The 15,657-nt window shown below is 62.9% G+C and carries 16 protein-coding genes; 3 read left to right on the top strand and 13 right to left on the bottom strand.

What is annotated here, in order from left to right:
* Positions 1-6: 6 nt before the first annotated feature.
* Positions 7-1,326, top strand: a complete 1,320-nt coding sequence (locus JWV26_RS08495; protein ID WP_079782494.1) for an OprD family porin — start codon at positions 7-9, stop codon at positions 1,324-1,326.
* A 108-nt stretch (positions 1,327-1,434) separates the two neighbouring features.
* Here JWV26_RS08495 and JWV26_RS08490 read toward each other — a convergent pair whose 3' ends face one another.
* Both JWV26_RS08490 and JWV26_RS08485 read right to left on the bottom strand, forming a co-directional pair.
* Positions 1,435-1,764 (bottom strand): DUF2388 domain-containing protein, encoded by a 330-nt coding sequence (locus JWV26_RS08490; protein WP_017675986.1) that lies wholly within the window; start codon positions 1,762-1,764, stop codon positions 1,435-1,437.
* Positions 1,765-1,852: 88 nt separating this feature from the next.
* Positions 1,853-2,107, bottom strand: a complete 255-nt coding sequence (locus JWV26_RS08485) for an NfeD family protein (RefSeq protein ID WP_017675985.1) — start codon at positions 2,105-2,107, stop codon at positions 1,853-1,855.
* 165 nt (positions 2,108-2,272) lie between these two features.
* Between JWV26_RS08485 and JWV26_RS08480 the strand changes: the two genes are divergently transcribed.
* Positions 2,273-2,947, top strand: coding sequence for a murein L,D-transpeptidase catalytic domain family protein (locus tag JWV26_RS08480; protein WP_206418818.1), 675 nt, complete (start codon positions 2,273-2,275; stop codon positions 2,945-2,947).
* Here the strand turns inward: JWV26_RS08480 and tfpB are convergent.
* Positions 2,922-4,706, bottom strand: a complete 1,785-nt coding sequence (tfpB, locus tag JWV26_RS08475) for a type IV pilus assembly ATPase TfpB (RefSeq protein WP_072426246.1) — start codon at positions 4,704-4,706, stop codon at positions 2,922-2,924. The two genes, JWV26_RS08480 and tfpB, sit on opposite strands and share 26 nt — an antisense overlap.
* A gap of 123 nt (positions 4,707-4,829) precedes the next feature.
* The gene (locus JWV26_RS08470) at positions 4,830-5,156 is read right to left on the bottom strand and encodes a hypothetical protein (RefSeq protein WP_074918876.1); all 327 of its coding nucleotides are present in this window, start codon (positions 5,154-5,156) and stop codon (positions 4,830-4,832) included.
* Positions 5,157-5,283: 127 nt separating this feature from the next.
* Between JWV26_RS08470 and JWV26_RS08465 the strand changes: the two genes are divergently transcribed.
* Positions 5,284-5,751, top strand: a complete 468-nt coding sequence (locus JWV26_RS08465; RefSeq protein ID WP_074918878.1) for an Lrp/AsnC family transcriptional regulator — start codon at positions 5,284-5,286, stop codon at positions 5,749-5,751.
* Positions 5,752-5,839: 88 nt separating this feature from the next.
* Here JWV26_RS08465 and JWV26_RS08460 read toward each other — a convergent pair whose 3' ends face one another.
* The 9 genes from JWV26_RS08460 to rfbA all read right to left on the bottom strand — a co-directional run bounded on the left by JWV26_RS08460 (position 5,840) and on the right by rfbA (position 15,612).
* Positions 5,840-6,511 (bottom strand): DUF502 domain-containing protein, encoded by a 672-nt coding sequence (locus tag JWV26_RS08460; RefSeq protein ID WP_196460431.1) that lies wholly within the window; start codon positions 6,509-6,511, stop codon positions 5,840-5,842.
* A gap of 193 nt (positions 6,512-6,704) precedes the next feature.
* Positions 6,705-7,985: a C4-dicarboxylate TRAP transporter large permease protein DctM gene (gene dctM / locus JWV26_RS08455; RefSeq protein ID WP_206418817.1), complete on the bottom strand. Its 1,281-nt coding sequence runs from the start codon at positions 7,983-7,985 to the stop codon at positions 6,705-6,707.
* The gene (locus JWV26_RS08450) at positions 7,982-8,611 is read right to left on the bottom strand and encodes a TRAP transporter small permease (protein ID WP_206418323.1); all 630 of its coding nucleotides are present in this window, start codon (positions 8,609-8,611) and stop codon (positions 7,982-7,984) included. Before JWV26_RS08450 ends, dctM begins: the two co-directional genes overlap by 4 nt.
* A gap of 140 nt (positions 8,612-8,751) precedes the next feature.
* Positions 8,752-9,741: a C4-dicarboxylate TRAP substrate-binding protein DctP gene (gene dctP, locus JWV26_RS08445; protein WP_072424815.1), complete on the bottom strand. Its 990-nt coding sequence runs from the start codon at positions 9,739-9,741 to the stop codon at positions 8,752-8,754.
* Between the two features lie 306 nt (positions 9,742-10,047).
* Entirely contained in the window at positions 10,048-11,433 is a 1,386-nt protein-coding gene (locus tag JWV26_RS08440) for a sigma-54-dependent transcriptional regulator (protein WP_206418816.1), read from the bottom strand.
* Entirely contained in the window at positions 11,430-13,244 is a 1,815-nt protein-coding gene (locus JWV26_RS08435; RefSeq protein ID WP_206418815.1) for a sensor histidine kinase, read from the bottom strand. The genes JWV26_RS08440 and JWV26_RS08435 overlap by 4 nt, the downstream gene beginning before the upstream one ends.
* A gap of 90 nt (positions 13,245-13,334) precedes the next feature.
* Entirely contained in the window at positions 13,335-14,198 is an 864-nt protein-coding gene (gene rfbD / locus JWV26_RS08430; RefSeq protein ID WP_074919104.1) for a dTDP-4-dehydrorhamnose reductase, read from the bottom strand.
* A complete protein-coding gene (gene rfbC / locus JWV26_RS08425) occupies positions 14,195-14,743 on the bottom strand; it encodes a dTDP-4-dehydrorhamnose 3,5-epimerase (RefSeq protein WP_206418814.1) in 549 nt (182 codons plus the stop codon). The genes rfbD and rfbC overlap by 4 nt, the downstream gene beginning before the upstream one ends.
* Positions 14,740-15,612, bottom strand: a complete 873-nt coding sequence (rfbA, locus tag JWV26_RS08420; RefSeq protein ID WP_206418813.1) for a glucose-1-phosphate thymidylyltransferase RfbA — start codon at positions 15,610-15,612, stop codon at positions 14,740-14,742. The genes rfbC and rfbA overlap by 4 nt, the downstream gene beginning before the upstream one ends.
* Positions 15,613-15,657: the final 45 nt, after the last annotated feature.

The following is a 15,657-nucleotide window of genomic DNA, read 5'->3' as shown; positions in this document are numbered from 1 at the left end:
AACATAATGAGAAAGACCTCCCTGGCACTGGCCGTAGCCGCCAGCACCCTGGGCATGAGCCAAGTCGCCTTCGCCGATTTCATCGGTGACAGCAAAGCCAGCCTGACCATGCGCAACTTCTACTTTGATCAGAACACCGTGAACACCACCAACAACAATGGTGAGGCCAGCGAGTGGGGCCAGGGCTTCATTCTGAACTATCAGTCCGGTTTCACTGAAGGCACCGTTGGCTTTGGTGTCGATGCTGTTGGCATGCTGGGCGTGCGTCTGGATGGTGGTGGTCGCAACACCAAGGCTGGCCGTGACCGTACTCCGGGCCAGCTGTTCCCGCTGGAAAGCGATGGTAGTGCCGTGGATGATTTCAGCAAGGCTGGCGCGACCGCCAAGGTCCGCATCTCCAAGACCGAGGGTCGTGTCGGTACCCTGATGCCGAAACTGCCGATCCTGGTTTCGAACGACGGCCGTCTGCTGCCGCAGATGTTCGAAGGTGGCATGATCACCTCCAACGAAATCGACAACCTGACCCTGACCGCTGGCCAGATCGAGCACGCTGTAAGCCGTGCTTCGAGCAACAGCACCGGCCTGTCCGTCGCTGGCGGTAGCGAAGCCTCCAACAAGTTCTACTTCGCTGGCGGTGACTGGAAGGTCAACAGCGACCTGACTGCTCAGTACTACTACGCCAACCTCGAAGACTACTACAAGCAGCATTTCGCTGGTCTGGGCCACAATCTGGCACTGGGCGAGGGTAGCCTGAAGACCGACCTGCGTTATTTCCGTACCAGTTCCGATGGCAAGAACGGCAAGGAAGCGGGTTACTCCGTAGGTGGTTACACCCGCAACGGTGACGGCGAGATCGACAACAACACCTGGAGCGCCGCCTTCACTTACAGCCTGGGTAGTCATGCCGTAATGCTCGGCCATCAGCGTGTTTCCGAAGACAGCAACTTCGTCCAGCTGAACCAGGGCGGCATCGAAGGCTCTTCGGGCGCCAGCGTCTACCTGCTGACTGACCGCTTGGTGACCAGCTTCACCCGTGCCGGTGAGCGTACTACCTTCGGCCAATACAGCTATGACTTCGCGACTCTCGGGGTTCCGGGTCTGAAAGCTTCGGTTGCTTACCTGAAGGGCACCAACATCAAGGTTGCCGGTGGCAATGATGCCAAAGAGTGGGAGCGTGACATCGCTCTGGACTATGCATTCCAAGATGGCGCTCTCAAAGGTCTGGGCCTTGGCTGGCGCTACGGTGTTCTGCGCGGTAACGCTCCTGGTCAGGCCGATACCGACCAGAACCGTCTGATCGTCAGCTACACCCTGCCGCTGATGTAAGACCAAAGGTTTTCGGGAGGCTTGCCAAGGCCTGATGTCTCGAAAAACTGACTGAAAATGCCCGCTCCCTTTGGATGCGGGCATTTTTTATGGGCGACTGGTGGCGGCTCAGCGTAAGTTGTCAGCTGGCGCTGCCGAGGTGGCAAGAATGGCGCTGGCCAGTGCCATATCGTCGGCGTCCTGCAGTTGCGGGTTGGCGCTACGCAGTTGCTGCATTGCCGCTTCCAGATGCGGGCCGCGGATTTCGCCATTACTGGCGACGAAGCTGCTGGCATCCTCTTCTGCCGCCGCAACCAGCTTGCGATCCTTGAAGGTCAGATAGGTCGAGGCGGTGGTTGCGCCCGAGGAAAGAATGTCGCGCAGCAGGCCATCGGCTGCTGCAGTCTGGGCGATCAGGCAGGCACTGAACGCCAGTGCGGCACGGCTCGTTACACGCATGATGAAACTCCTTTAGGGTGGTTCCTCTCCTAGGAGTCGCGCAAACTGCTGGTGGTTCCTTGCGGGCGATGGCCGGTTGCCAGGCCGGTCAGTTGCTGAGCTTGCGCGCCCTCTGCTGATGACGCCACCAAAGCAGTGCCGAGAGCATTGCCAGGGCGCCGAACAGCAGGAATTGCCAGACCCAGGGCAGGTCCGGGAACAGGTAGGTCAGTGCACCGACGGCGACGGCCACCAGGCCGATCCACAGCAGGTAGCCTCCGGCGCCGAATACCTCGAGAATCAGCAGCAGGGTGGCCAGGGCCAACCAATCCCAGAACGACAAGTTTTGCAGGTAGGTGATCATGGGAAGACGCGGCTACCCATACTCAGACTGTTAGCTGATCGCCCTTCGCTGTACATCGCATAGACTCCATTGCCAGATCAATCAATCTAAGCACAGTCGCCTGGGCTCTGCCGCCGACCCCTTCGCAAGGCGGGCAGATGCCGGGCCATCCGTGGGAGCCAGGGCATGTTTGCGCGTTCGTTGATGGCGTTTTTGCTTACCGCCCTGTTGCTGGCAGGGCAGGGCACCGTGGCCGATGAGCTGCTGAATGCCCTGCACCGTGCAGCGCCGCAGTTGGAAATGCGAGCGTTGCAAGGTGCGCTACAGGCGCTGCGATGTGCCGAGCGTGAAGGCGCGGGTGGGGCCAGGCGGTTGGCGGTGATCGATTACTCGTATTCCTCGCTGGAGCGGCGCCTATGGGTTTTCGATCTGACGCACAGGCGTCTGTTGCAGCGCGAGTTCGTGGCTCATGGTCGCCAGTCCGGTGAGCTGTTCGCCGAGCGCTTTTCCAATCTGCCCGGTAGCCATCAGTCCAGCCTGGGTCTGTTTCGCGGTGGTGAAAGCTACAGCGGCCGGCATGGGCATTCGCTGCGCCTCGATGGTCTGGAGCCCGGCTTCAATGACCAGGCGCGTGCTCGGGCGCTGGTAATCCATGGGGCTGATTACGTTGCGCCGATATGGGCGCAGAAATATGGCCGCATGGGGCGCAGCCTGGGCTGTCCGGCTGTGCAGCAGGAGGTGATCCGGGTGCTGGTGGATCAACTCAGGGATGGCCAGTACCTGTTTGCCTGGCACCCACAGTTGGCCGACGACCGCTATCGCGACTGCGCGAGCATCAGCGTTGCTCGCTCTGCGGAGTGACGCGCAACACTTCCTCGATGGTGGTCAGCCCAGCTGCGACTTTCTGCGCGCCGGACAAGCGCAGGCTGCGCATGCCGTCCTTGAAGGCTGCGCGGCGCAGGGCGGTAAGGTCGGTGTCGGCGTTGATCAGCGGCTTGATGGCATCGTTGATCAGCATGATCTCGTAGACGCCGGCACGGCCTCGGTAGCCGGTTTCACGGCATTCGAGGCAGCCGACGGCATGGTGCGCCTGGGTCGGCAATGGTGAGCTCCAGGGCCGGGTCAGGCCGTTCCAGGTGTCTTCGTCCAGTTGCACCGGTGCCTTGCAGTGTGGGCACAGGGTACGCACCAGGCGTTGCGCCATGACGCCGAGGATAGTGGCCTTGAGCAGGTAGTGCGGCACGCCCAGTTCGAGCAGGCGGGTGATGGCGCTGGGGGCGTCGTTGGTATGCAGGGTGGACAGCACCAGGTGGCCGGTCAGCGCCGCCTGGATGGCCATTTCGGCGGTTTCCAGGTCGCGGATCTCACCGATCATGATGATGTCCGGGTCCTGGCGCATCAGTGCGCGTATGCCGCTGGCGAAGTTCAGGTCGATGTTGTGTTGCACCTGCATCTGGTTGAAGGCTCCTTCGATCATCTCGATGGGGTCTTCGATGGTGCAGACGTTCACCTCCTCGGTCGCCAGCTGTTTGAGCGTGGTGTAGAGCGTGGTGGTCTTGCCCGAGCCGGTAGGGCCGGTAACCAGGATGATGCCGTTGGGTTGGCAGGTCATGCTCTCCCAGCGGCGCAGGTCGTCAGGAGAGAAGCCAAGCTGATCCGGGCTTTTCAGCAGCACTTCCGGGTCGAAGATACGCATCACCATCTTCTCGCCGAAGGCGGTCGGCAGGGTGGACAGGCGCAACTCCACTTCGTTGCCATCCGGAGTCTTGGTCTTGACCCGGCCATCTTGCGGCTTGCGCTTCTCGGCGATGTTCATGCGGCCGAGGTTCTTCAGGCGGCTGACCACCGCCATGGTGACCTGGGCAGGGAACTGGTAGACGGTGTGCAGCACGCCGTCGATGCGAAAGCGCACCGTGCCCTGCTCGCGGCGTGGCTCGATATGAATATCGCTGGCGCGTTGCTGGAAGGCGTACTGGAACAGCCAGTCGACGATATTGACGATGTGCGCATCGTTGGCGTCCGGTTCCTGATCCTGGGCGCCGAGGCTGAGCAGTTGTTCGAAGTTGCCGACACCGCTGATCTTCTGGTCGGTGGCATTGGCGCCGCTGACCGAGCGGGCCAGTCGATAGAACTCGGTGGTGAAGCGCTGAATATCGCTGGGGTTGGCTACCACGCGCTTGATCGGACGCTTGAGCACGTGGATCAGGTTGGCTTCCCAGCTGTGCACCAGTGGCTGGCTGCTGGCGATGGTCACGCTCTCGCTGTCCACGGCCACGGCGAGAATCTTGTGACGCTGGGCGAAGGCGTAGGACATCAGCGGGGTGATGGACGGCACGTCGATCTTCAGCGGGTCGATGCGCAAGTAAGGTTGCCCGGCGAAGTTGGCCAGCCAGGTGGTGAGGGTTTCTAGGTCGAGTTTCTTGCCCGGCCTTTTCTGATCGTCCACCTGCTGTGCGGCGAGAAACTCCAGCGGGTGCTGGCTATTGTTCAGCGAGCTGCGACGGATCGCCAGGCACTGCTCAGCCACATCCTGATCGACCCGGCCCTGGGCCACCAGCTCACGCAGCAGATCGCCAAGATCCAGTACACGGTCAGGGGCGGTAGCGGTGAAGGCGGACATGCGGGCTCCTCGGGGTCGGCCTGAACAAGGTTAGCAGGCCGTTTTTCAACGACCTTTCAGCCTGGCTAGGATGCCCGAAAAGCGGCACAAGGGCGAAGGCTCATACGTGACCGAGTAGCCGCTTCAGGCCACCTCCGTCACCAGGCCGTGATCCAGGTGTTGCCAGGTCACCTCCCATACGCAGACCAGGCCTCGCAGTTTCTGCGCCAGCACCCCGGCTCGATGCAGCGAGATGCCGGGCAAGTGCAGGCTGATGTGCAGGTCATCGTGCAGGCGTTCCATGTGCAAGGCTTCGGGTAGCAGCTGCAATTGGGCGAACAGACCGAGCAGTCGGCACAGCACGTCGGCTTCGGCGTCGGTGCGCAGTTGGTATTCGACGTAGGCATCGGGACGATCCTGCCAGGGATCGCGGCGGTTGTGGGCGGCGGGGAACGGAGTGGTATCAGGCATGGCGGCAGCTCGGGCAGGTTTTGCCTAAGTTTCCGCCTTCTATCGGCAAAAGTTCTGCCTGTTTTTCTGTGTTTATGGGTGTTTGATGGATAGAATTTCCCAATTTCGTCGTTAGTAGGGATTTTTTATGTCAGTTTCCCTGGATGCCTACGATCAACGCATTCTTGCTCTGCTACAGGAGGATGCGGGTCTCTCCACGGCGGAGATCGCCGAGCGTATAGGTCTGTCGCAGTCGCCGTGCTGGCGACGTATCCAGCGTCTGAAGGAGGAGGGGGTGATTCGCAAGCAGGTTACCCTGCTCGATCGCAAGCGCATCGGCCTGCATACGCAGGTATTCGCTCAGGTCAAACTCAACGCCCATGGTCGCTCCAACCTGACCGAGTTCGCCGAAGCCATGCGCGAGTTTCCCGAGGTGCTGGAGTGTCATGTGCTGATGGGCGCGGTGGATTTCATGCTGCGCATCGTCACCCGCGATATCGAAGCCTATGAGCGCTTCTTTTTCGAGAAGCTGTCACTGGTGCCCGGTATCCAGGAGGTGAACTCGATCGTTGCGTTATCGGAGATCAAGTCCACCACCAGCTTGCCGCTCGCCTAGCAGGCCGTTGAAAAACGTAGGCGAGGCAGCCAGTGCAAGGCAAGAACAGCCGCAGCAATGGCAACGCAGGTAGTTTTTCAACGACCTGCTAAGGCTTGATCACCACGGGTTTGGTCTGCTCCACGTTGCGTTTGTCGGGTGGCGTGAGGCCCATGGAGACGTAGATGCTGGTCAGTTGATCCACGCCCATGTCGGCCGGGCGTATCCATGTCTCCGGTACGTAGAGCAGGCCGCCACCGACTGGAATCGGCGCGGTGGGAATGAGGATGGCGCAGTAGGCGCGGCCTTCCAGCTCGACTGTTTCGGAACTCGGGCGCAAGGCTAGCACCGCTGCGCCGTCGCCGCCGAAGAAGCACCAGACCGGGGCCATGGTGGTGATATCCGGGTTCTTGTTCTTGTCCAGCAGGCCAACGAAGCGATCGGCCAGGTTGTAGAAATTACCGATCAGCGGGGTGCGCCGCAGGGTGCGATCGATCAGCCAGGACAGCGGACGACGCAGGCCCAGTTGCACGGCCAGACCCAGTGGGTAGAGGCTGGCCAGCAGCACCAGACTGCCCAGCAGATAGGCCATGTAGCCGTTGCTGGAGAAAGGTTGGCCGAGGGCGGCGAACACCTGGCCGATGAGGGTCGAGGGGCCGACCAGGCGATTGAGCAGGCTGAATATCCAGGCGAGCAGTGCCAGGGTCAGCGCCAGCGGTAGTAGCGCGAGTAGACCAGTCAGCCAGGTGGTAACGACGGATTTCAGGCTGCGTCTGAGCATGTAACGATTTCCTTGACGATCGTGGCGGTGACTTTACGCCAGGCCCGGCAATTCTGCGCAGCCATGTGTGTGCTGGGTTGGCGAAATGGCTACAGCACTTTTCGTCAGATTGTTTCGTGCAAAAAAAGCCCGGCACTAAGGCCGGGCGGAGTGGGTACACGAGGTACCGAAGTAGCATCGTTCGGTTGAACCCTTACATGCCGAGCATGTTCGGCAGCGCCATGGAAACGGCCGGGATGTAGGTAATCACCATCAGGAAGCTGATCAGCAGCATCAGCCATGGCAGCGCGGCGCGGATCACGGCCGTCAGTGGCATGCCCGTCACCGCCGAGGTGACGAACAGGTTCAGCCCCACCGGTGGCGTGATCAGACCGATCTCCATGTTCACCACCATGATGATGCCCAGGTGGATCGGGTCGATGCCCAGTTGCATGGCGATCGGGAAGAGGATCGGCGCCAGGATCAGGATGATCGCCGACGGCTCCATGAAGGCACCGGCCACCAGCAGCACGATGTTCACCACCAGCAGGAACTGCCACGGCTGCAGGCCCAGATCCACCACCCAGGCGGTGATCTGTTGCGGGATCTGCTCGGTGGTCAGCACGTGGGCGAAGAGCATGGCGTTGGCAATGATGAACATCAGCATGATGGTCAGCTTGCCGGACTCCAGCAGCACCTTCGGGCACTCGCGAATGGTCAGGTCCTTGTACACGAACAGGGCGACGAAGCCGGCGTACACCGCTGCCACGGCCGCAGCCTCGGTCGGGGTGAACATGCCGGTGTAGATACCGCCGAGGATGATCACCATCAGCAGCAGGCCCCAGAACGCCTCACGTGCAGCACGCAGCCACTCGCGGAAGCTGGCACGCGGCAGGGCCGGCAGCTTCTTGATGCGCGCGACGATGTAGATCGCGGTCATCAGCACCAGGCCGAGCATCACGCCCGGGATCACCCCGGCCATGAACAGCTTGCCCACCGACTGCTCGGTGGCGGCGGCGTACACCACCATCACGATCGACGGCGGAATCAGGATGCCCAGGGTACCGGCGTTACACACGATGCCGGCGCCGAACGCCTGCGGGTAACCGGAGCGCACCATGCCGGCGATGGCGATGGAGCCCACTGCGGCTACGGTCGCGGGCGAGGAGCCGGACAGCGCGGCGAACAGCATGCACGCGAGCACCGCACCGATGGCCAGGCCGCCACGAATGTGGCCGACGCAGGCGTTGGCGAAGTCGATCAGGCGACGCGCCACGCCACCGGTGGTCATGAAGGCACCGGAGAGCAGGAAGAACGGAATGGCCAGCAGGGTGTAGTGCTCGGAAGTCTCGAACAGCTTGATCGCCAGCGAGCGCACCGAGTCGGGGCTGAACAGCATGATGGTGATCGAACCGGCCAGGCCGAGCGACGCGGCGATCGGTACGCCGATGAACATCAGCAAGAACAGCAGCAGGAAGAGGAACAGAACGGTCATTGCTTGGGCTCCTCGTGCTCATTGATTTTCAGCGCATCGGCGGCTTCGTCAGCCAGGCCGAGGCCGGTCTGCTCGTTGCGCAGGATACGGACGAGGATTTCCAGGAAGCGGATGAACACCATGGCGTAGCCGAACGGCACGATCATGCCGATATGCCATTGCTGCACGCCGTAGTGGCCGAGGTCTTCGGCACCAATACCGGCGATGAACAGGGTGCGTACCCAGTCGAAGCTGCCGACCGCGATCAGGCCGGCATAGCCCAGGCAGGCCGAGCAGGCGATCACACCGATCACGCGCTGCACGCCGCGCGGGGCGAGTTTGACCAGGGCATCGACACCGATGTGGCCGGCAGTACGCACGCCGTAGGCCAGGCCGAAGAAGATCAGCCAGCCGAACAGGGCCTTGGTCAGGGCATTGCTCCAGGTCATCGCCTGGGCCATGTCGAGAATGGAGTCGCCGATAGCGAGCAGAAACTCGTTGCCGCCGAAGGCATCACCCAGCCAATAGAACAGGGTGTAGAAGTTGTTGAGGATCACGTAGACGAAAGTGATCAGCGTCATGGCCGCCAGGAGGAAAGCAATGAAGCCTTCCTCGAAGTGCTCCCAGACGCGCCGCAAGGCGTTCATGGTCGGTTCTCCCGAATGGAAAGGGCGTAGGGTGGGACGGTAGCCGGCCCACCGGTTACAGCGTTGATCGACGCCCGTCGCGGGCGTCGTGGTGGGTCAGAGCATCGACGCTCTGCCCACCCTACGGCTCTCCGGCCTTATTACTGGTTGGCAGCTTGCGCGGCCTTGATCAGGTCAGCGCCGATCTCGCCTTCGAACTTCTTCCATACCGGCTGCATGGCATCGCGCCATTGGCCGCGCTGCTCAGGAGTCAGGGTCAGGATCTCGGTGGTGCCTGCTTCGACGATGCGCTGCTTGTCGCCTTCGTTGAGGGCGTCAGCCTGCTTGTTCACCTCGACGGTGACCTCGGCGATGATCTTGTTCAGCTCGTCGCGTACGTCAGCCGGCAGACCTTCCCAGAACTTGGTGTTGGTGATCAGCATGTAGTCCAGCAGACCATGGTTGGACTCGGTGATGTACTTCTGAACTTCGTGCATCTTCTGGCTGTAGATGTTCGAGTAGGGGTTCTCGGCACCGTTGACTACACCAGTCTGCAGGCCCTGATATACCTCGGCGAAGCTCATCTTGCGCGGGTTGGCGCGCACGGCCTTGAACTGCTCTTCCAGTACGGCGGAAGCCTGTACGCGGAACTTCAGGCCACGGGCGTCTTTCGGCTCCAGCAGCGCCTTGTTGGCCGACAGCTGCTTCAGACCGTTGTGCCAGTAGGCCAGACCGGTGATGCCCTTGTCGGTCATGGAGGTCAGCAGTTTCTGGCCTTCCGGACCTTTCTGGAAGCGATCGACTGCAGCCATGTCGTCGAACAGGAACGGCAGGTCGAATACCTGCAGCTGCTTGGTGTAATGCTCGAACTTGGCCAGGGACGGGGCGATGATCTGGACGTCGCCGAGCAGCAGCGCTTCCATTTCCTTGCCGTCACCGAACAGCGAGGAGTTCGGGTAGACCTCGACCTTGACCTTGTCGCCCAGACGCTCTTCAGCCAGTTGCTTGAACAGCACGGCACCCTGACCTTTCGGGGTGTGCTCGGCAACCACGTGGGAGAACTTGATGACGATCGGGTCGGCAGCGTGAACCACGCCAGCGATGGACAGGGACAGGGCGCAAGCCAGCGCCTTGGCAGTCAGTTTGAACATGCGGATGCTTCCTCTTGTTGTGTTTATCGCATTTGCGCCGGGGCGCAGCTGACGAACGGACAAGAGCAAGTCTAGGCGGCTTGGAGAAAAACGCCGAAGGCATTAGCGAGGCCTGGACTTGTACTTGTGGGTTCGCTTGGGGCAAATCTAGAGCAACCCTTGTGCCAGACCTCTGTGGCATGCGCATGACAAGTGCGCAAAAGCCCTTGGCCAGAGGTCTTGATGGCTTCTGGCCAATCGCGGCGCGGGCCTTTCGAAGCGCTCCCCGGCCTATCGTTACGTTCGGATTTGGCGGTTTGCCGCCAGTCAGTCGAAGTCCTCTGGCGAGCTTCCGCCAGCGCCGGAGAAATTCAGCCCATGCTTACGCAGTTTGTCGTGCAGGGTCTTGCGCGGCACGCCCAGGGCTTCGGCCAGGCTGCGTAGCGAGCCGTGCGGGCGGCTCAGCTCGGCGGCGATGAGGGCGCGCTCGAAGGCTTCGACCTGTTCGCTGAGGCCGCCATTGACGGGTGGCAGGTTCGGCGCATTACTGTCGAGCGCCAGCTCCAGGCCCAGCGCGAAGCGCTCGGCGGCGTTCTGCAGCTCACGTACGTTGCCTGGCCAGGGATGACGCAGCAGCAGCGCACGCTGCCCCGGTTGCAGTTCACGTGGCGCCAGGGCGTGGCGGGCGGCCGCCCCTTCGGCGAAATGCTGGAACAGCAGCAGGGCGTCCTCGCCGCGCTCGCGCAGCGGCGGGATGGACAGCGGCGCAACGTTGAGGCGGTAGTAAAGGTCGGCGCGGAAGCGCCCGGCATCGGCGGCCTGGCGCAGGTCTTCCTTGGTCGCGGCGATCACGCGGATATCCAGTGGGATCAGCTGATTACCACCGAGGCGCTCGACCACGCGTTCCTGCAGCAGGCGCAGCAGCTTGACCTGCACATCCATGCTCATGCTCTCGATCTCGTCGAGGAACAGGGTGCCGCCGTTGGCGAACTCGAACTTGCCGATGCGCCGTTTCTGCGCGCCGGTAAAGGCGCCGGCCTCGTGGCCGAACAGCTCGCTTTCCACCACCGACTCGGCCAGTGCGCCGGCGTTGATGGCGACGAAGGGCCCTTCGCGGCGGTTGGACAGATCGTGCAGGGCGCGTGCGACCACCTCTTTACCGGCGCCGGTCTCGCCGAGAATCAGTACATCGGTGGCGATGCTGGCAAGCGCACCGATCTGTTCGCGCAGGCGTTGCATGGCCGGTGACTGGCCAACCAGGCGGCTGGACAGTTGCTGGCGGTCGTTGAGCGCCGTACGCAGGCTGCGGTTGTCCAGCACCAGGCGGCGCAGTTCCAGCGCGCGGCGTACGCTGTCGAGCAGATCATCATTGGCGAAGGGTTTTTCCAGAAAGTCGTAGGCGCCGGCGCGCATCGCCTGTACGGCCAGCGGCACGTCACCATGGCCAGTGATCAGCAGCACGGGTAGCTCGGCATCACGCTCGCGCAATTGCTGCAGCAGTTGCAGGCCATCGATGCCGGGCATGCGGATATCGCTGACCACCACGCCTGGCCAGCCAGCGGGAATGCGCGCGGCCAGACCCTGCGCATTGCCCAGGCTGAGGACCTTGAGCCCGGCCAGGTCGAGCGTCTGGCTGAGTGCCTGGCGCAGATGGGCGTCGTCGTCGATCAGCAGTACCTGAATGTGGCTGTCGATGGCGCTGTCGCTGGTCATGGCGAAGGGTCCTCTGAGGGTTGCAGGTTGACGCCGGGGGTGGCCAGGCGCAGGCGCAGGGTGATCAGCGCACCACCGGATGGATGATTGGCCAGCAGCAGTTCGCCGTCCAGCGCGCGAACCAGGCTGTCGCAGATGGCCAGCCCTAGCCCCAGGCCCTGGGCGCTGGTCTTGGTGGTGAAGAAGGGTTCGCGCGCACGGGCGAGCGATTCGGCGGAGAAGCCGGGGCCATTGTCACGCAGCAGCAGGTGAAGGTGCTCGGCTTGATGCTCGATGCTGATCCAGATGCGCCGTGGCGGTGCTTTATCGATCAACGCATCGAGCGCATTGCCGAGCAGATTGCCCAGCACCTGACGCAACCGCGTCTCGCCAGCTTGGACCCAGAGGGTGGCGTCCGGCAGATCGCGAATCAGTTCCACGTCCATGGCCCGGCGGCGCTTGGCCAACAGCGCCAGGGCATCGTCCAGCGCTGGCTGCAGGGCAACCCGCTCCGGCGCGTGGCGGTCGCGGCGGGCAAAGGCGCGCAAATGGGTGATGATCGAGGCCATGCGCTCGGTCAGCTCGCTGATCAGCTTGAGGTTGGCGCGGGCATCGTCGCTGCGCTGGTGATCGAGCAGGGTACTGGCGTTCTCCGCATAACTGCGGATCGCCCCCAGCGGCTGGTTGAGTTCGTGGCTGATGCTGGCACTCATGGTGCCGAGCGCCGACAGTTTACCGGCCTGGACCAGCTCGTCCTGAGCGCGCACCAGCTCCTGCTGAGCCTGTTCACGCTCGAGCACTTCCTGCTTGAGGCGGCTGTTGAGCAGTTCCAGGTCCTGCGTGCGTTCAGTCACGCGTTGCTCCAGTTCGGCTTTGGCGCGTGCGTCGAGGGCAATGCGTTCCAAGTAATGACGGCGACGGAGGATCAGCAGGCCGAGCAGCAACAGCAGTGCCAGCAGGGCGGCTGCCCCGACGGCCACGGCGCTGCGCACGGGGCGGTCGAGGAGGATGCGTGGGGCGAGAATGCTCACCGTCCAGCCGGTTTCTTCCAGGGAGCGGCTTTGTGTCAGCCAGGCGTTGGGATCGATATCGAGCAGGGGCGGCGCCTGGGTCGGGTAGGGCTGGTTGGCGGCGATGGCCGATTGCTCGACCCGGTCCAGCGGACGGCTGGCGTGGAAGCGCCAGTCCGGGCGTGAAGTGAGAATGACGACGCCATTGGTGTCGGTGACCAGCAGTTGCTCCGGGGTGTTGCCCCATAGGGTTTCGGTGTGATCGAGGTCGACCTTGACCACCAGTGCGCCGATATTGTGGTCGTCCTCGCGCACCGGATAGGCGAAGTAGTAACCGCGCTTGCCGGACGTTGTACCCAGGCCGAAGAAGCGCCCCAGGCGCCCGGCCAATGCTTCACGAAAATACGGGCGAAAGGCGAAATTGCCGGCGACGAAGCTGTCGGGCTTGTCCCAGTTGGAGGCAGCCAGGGTGACGCCGCGCGGGTTCATCAGGTAGATCACGTCGGCGCCGGTCTGGCTCTTCACGCGGGCCAGCAGTCGGTTGGCGTTGTCCAGCGCGGTCGGATCTTCAGGCGCATGCAGGGCCGCGCGCAGGCCCGGCAGATCGCCAAGAATCTGCGGCAGTACTTCGTAGCGGCGCAGCGTGCCGAGCAGGTTGGCCACATACAGATCGAGGGTTTGCCGGTTCTGTTCGATCAGCACTTCGCGGTAGTAGCGCTCGGCCAGGAAGTGAACGGGCCATAGCAGTGGCGCAAGCAGCAGCGCCAACAGCACGAGGCTGCGCCAGCGCAGGCGACGGGGAGTGGCAGTGTTCGTGCTCATGGCAAACCGTGCAGAAATGATCGGCGCATTATGCACGTTAAGCGCGTGGCCGGTGATGCGCACTGGCCGCGCGGATGAAACGCAGGGCCTTCAGTTCATGCGTTGCAGGCAGGCATCCAGTGCTGTGCGCCAGTCCGGCATGCGAACCTGCCAGTCTTGCTCCAGGCGCTCGCCATCCAGGCGCGAATTGAGTGGGCGCTGCGCCGGTGTCGGGTACTCGCTGCTGGGAATGGGGCGTAGCCTGGCGCAGGGTTTGCCGGCTGCACGCAGGCGCTCGGCGATGGCGCTGGCGAAGCCGAACCAACTGGTCTCGCCCTGACAGGTCAGGTGGTAGGTGCCCCAGTGATGGCGCCCCTGCTGCCACTTGTCGATCAGCTCGGCGGTGGCGCTGGCGATGCTGCCGGCCCAGGTCGGCGCGCCGATCTGGTCGTTGACCACGCTGAGCTCTTCGCGCTCCTGCAGCAGGCGCTGCATGGTCAGCAGGAAGTTGCGCCCGTGCTGCGAGTAGACCCAACTGGTGCGCAGGATCAGGTGGTCGCAGCCGCTGATGCGCAGCGCCTGTTCGCCGGCCGCCTTGCTGGCACCGTAGATGCTCAAGGGGTGTGGCGTATCGGCCTCACGGTAGGGGGTGGCCTTGCTGCCGTCGAAGACGTAGTCGGTGGAGTAGTGGATCAGCGGGATGTCCAGCTCGAAGCAGGCATCGGCCATGGCGCCCGGCGCTTCGGCATTGATGGCGAAGGCGAGTTCGCGCTCCTGTTCGGCCTGATCGACGGCGGTGTACGCGGCGGCATTGATCACTAGCGCCGGCCGCTCGCGCAGGATGATTTCGCGCAGGCTGTCCGGGCGGGACAGGTCGAATGCCTGCCTGCCGAGACTGATCAGTTCGTGCTGGTGCAGGGCCAGTTGCAGTTCGCGGGCGACCTGGCCGGTATGGCCGCTGATAAGGATCTTCATGCGAATGTCTCGGCGTCCTGCAGGCTCAGGCCCTGCTGGTCCTTGGCCGACAGTTGCGGTGTCAGCCCGTGCAGCGGCCAGTCGATGGCCAGGCTCGCATCGTCCCAGCGGATGCAGCGCTCATGGGCGGGGGCGTAGTAGTCGGTGGTCTTGTAGAGGAACTCGGCATACTCGCTGAGCACCAGGAAACCATGGGCGAAACCTTCCGGCACCCACAGCTGGCGCTTGTTCTCGGCCGACAGATGCACGCCGACCCATTTGCCGAAGTTCGGCGAGCTGCGGCGTACATCCACCGCCACGTCGTAGACCTCGCCGGCACTGACCCGCACCAGCTTGCCCTGGGCCTGCTGCAGCTGATAGTGCAGGCCGCGCAGTACGCCGCGCGCCGAGCGCGAGTGGTTGTCCTGAACGAATTCGCGGCTCACCCCGGTGGCCTCGGCAAAGCGCCGCGCGTTGAAGCTTTCGTAGAAGAAGCCGCGTTCATCGCCGAATACCTGGGGTTCGAGAATCAGCACTTCCGGTAGTGCGGTTGCGATGACTTTCACAACGACTCCTCCGCCAGTTTGTACAGGTACTGACCATAGCCGGTCTTGCCCAGCGCCTTGGCGCACGACAGCAGCTTTTCGCGATCGATCCAGCCCTGCTGGTAGGCGATTTCCTCCAGGCAGGCGACCTTCAGGCCCTGGCGCTTTTCCACCGTCTGCACGTAGTGCGAGGCCTCGAGCAGGCTGTCGTGAGTGCCGGTGTCGAGCCAGGCGAAGCCGCGGCCGAAGCGCTCCACGCGCAGGTCGCCACGCGCCAGGTAGGCATTGTTGACGTCGGTGATTTCCAGTTCGCCGCGGGCGGACGGTTTCACAGCCTTGGCGATCTGCACCACGTCGTTGTCGTAGAAGTACAGGCCGGTCACGGCAAAGCTGGATTTGGGATTGGCCGGCTTCTCCTCGATCGACAAGGCGTTGCCGGCGGCGTCGAACTCCACCACGCCGAAGCGCTCGGGATCGCTCACCCAGTAACCGAATACCGTGGCGCCGCTCGGCTGGCTGGCAGCGCGCAGCAGCTTCTCGGTGAAGTGCTGGCCGTGGAAGATGTTGTCGCCGAGGATCAGGCATACCGAGTCGTCGCCGATGAACGACTCGCCGATCAGGAAGGCCTGAGCCAGGCCATCGGGAGAAGGTTGCTCGGCATACTGCAGTTCGATGCCGAACTGGCTGCCATTGCCGAGCATCTTCTGGAAGTTGGGCAGGTCCTGCGGTGTGGAGATGATCAGGATCTCGCGAATGCCGGCCAGCATCAGCACCGATAGCGGGTAATAGATCATCGGCTTGTCGTAGATCGGCAGCAATTGCTTGGACACGCCGAGGGTGATGGGGTGCAGCCGGGTGCCGGAGCCGCCGGCAAGGATGATGCCTTTCATTGTTCCTGCTCCTTGGAGCCTGTTTAGTCGATGCGTAGGGCGGGT

Source organism: Ectopseudomonas toyotomiensis, assembly GCF_017167985.1.
Taxonomy (GTDB): Bacteria; Pseudomonadota; Gammaproteobacteria; order Pseudomonadales; family Pseudomonadaceae; genus Aquipseudomonas; species Aquipseudomonas toyotomiensis.
The sequence above is the reverse complement of the archived record's forward strand: the minus strand, read 5'-3'. Positions and strand labels throughout refer to the sequence as shown.

Bases quoted from the DNA above. Each gene is read 5' to 3' on its own strand.
- JWV26_RS08495 (WP_079782494.1), top strand. From the start codon at position 7: ATGAGAAAGACCTCCCTGGCACTGGCCGTAGCCGCCAGCACCCTGGGC.
- JWV26_RS08490 (WP_017675986.1), bottom strand. From the start codon at position 1,764: ATGCGTGTAACGAGCCGTGCCGCACTGGCGTTCAGTGCCTGCCTGATC.
- JWV26_RS08485 (WP_017675985.1), bottom strand. From the start codon at position 2,107: ATGATCACCTACCTGCAAAACTTGTCGTTCTGGGATTGGTTGGCCCTG.
- JWV26_RS08480 (WP_206418818.1), top strand. From the start codon at position 2,273: ATGTTTGCGCGTTCGTTGATGGCGTTTTTGCTTACCGCCCTGTTGCTG.
- tfpB (WP_072426246.1), bottom strand. From the start codon at position 4,706: ATGTCCGCCTTCACCGCTACCGCCCCTGACCGTGTACTGGATCTTGGC.
- JWV26_RS08470 (WP_074918876.1), bottom strand. From the start codon at position 5,156: ATGCCTGATACCACTCCGTTCCCCGCCGCCCACAACCGCCGCGATCCC.
- JWV26_RS08465 (WP_074918878.1), top strand. From the start codon at position 5,284: ATGTCAGTTTCCCTGGATGCCTACGATCAACGCATTCTTGCTCTGCTA.
- JWV26_RS08460 (WP_196460431.1), bottom strand. From the start codon at position 6,511: ATGCTCAGACGCAGCCTGAAATCCGTCGTTACCACCTGGCTGACTGGT.
- dctM (WP_206418817.1), bottom strand. From the start codon at position 7,985: ATGACCGTTCTGTTCCTCTTCCTGCTGCTGTTCTTGCTGATGTTCATC.
- JWV26_RS08450 (WP_206418323.1), bottom strand. From the start codon at position 8,611: ATGAACGCCTTGCGGCGCGTCTGGGAGCACTTCGAGGAAGGCTTCATT.
- dctP (WP_072424815.1), bottom strand. From the start codon at position 9,741: ATGTTCAAACTGACTGCCAAGGCGCTGGCTTGCGCCCTGTCCCTGTCC.
- JWV26_RS08440 (WP_206418816.1), bottom strand. From the start codon at position 11,433: ATGACCAGCGACAGCGCCATCGACAGCCACATTCAGGTACTGCTGATC.
- JWV26_RS08435 (WP_206418815.1), bottom strand. From the start codon at position 13,244: ATGAGCACGAACACTGCCACTCCCCGTCGCCTGCGCTGGCGCAGCCTC.
- rfbD (WP_074919104.1), bottom strand. From the start codon at position 14,198: ATGAAGATCCTTATCAGCGGCCATACCGGCCAGGTCGCCCGCGAACTG.
- rfbA (WP_206418813.1), bottom strand. From the start codon at position 15,612: ATGAAAGGCATCATCCTTGCCGGCGGCTCCGGCACCCGGCTGCACCCC.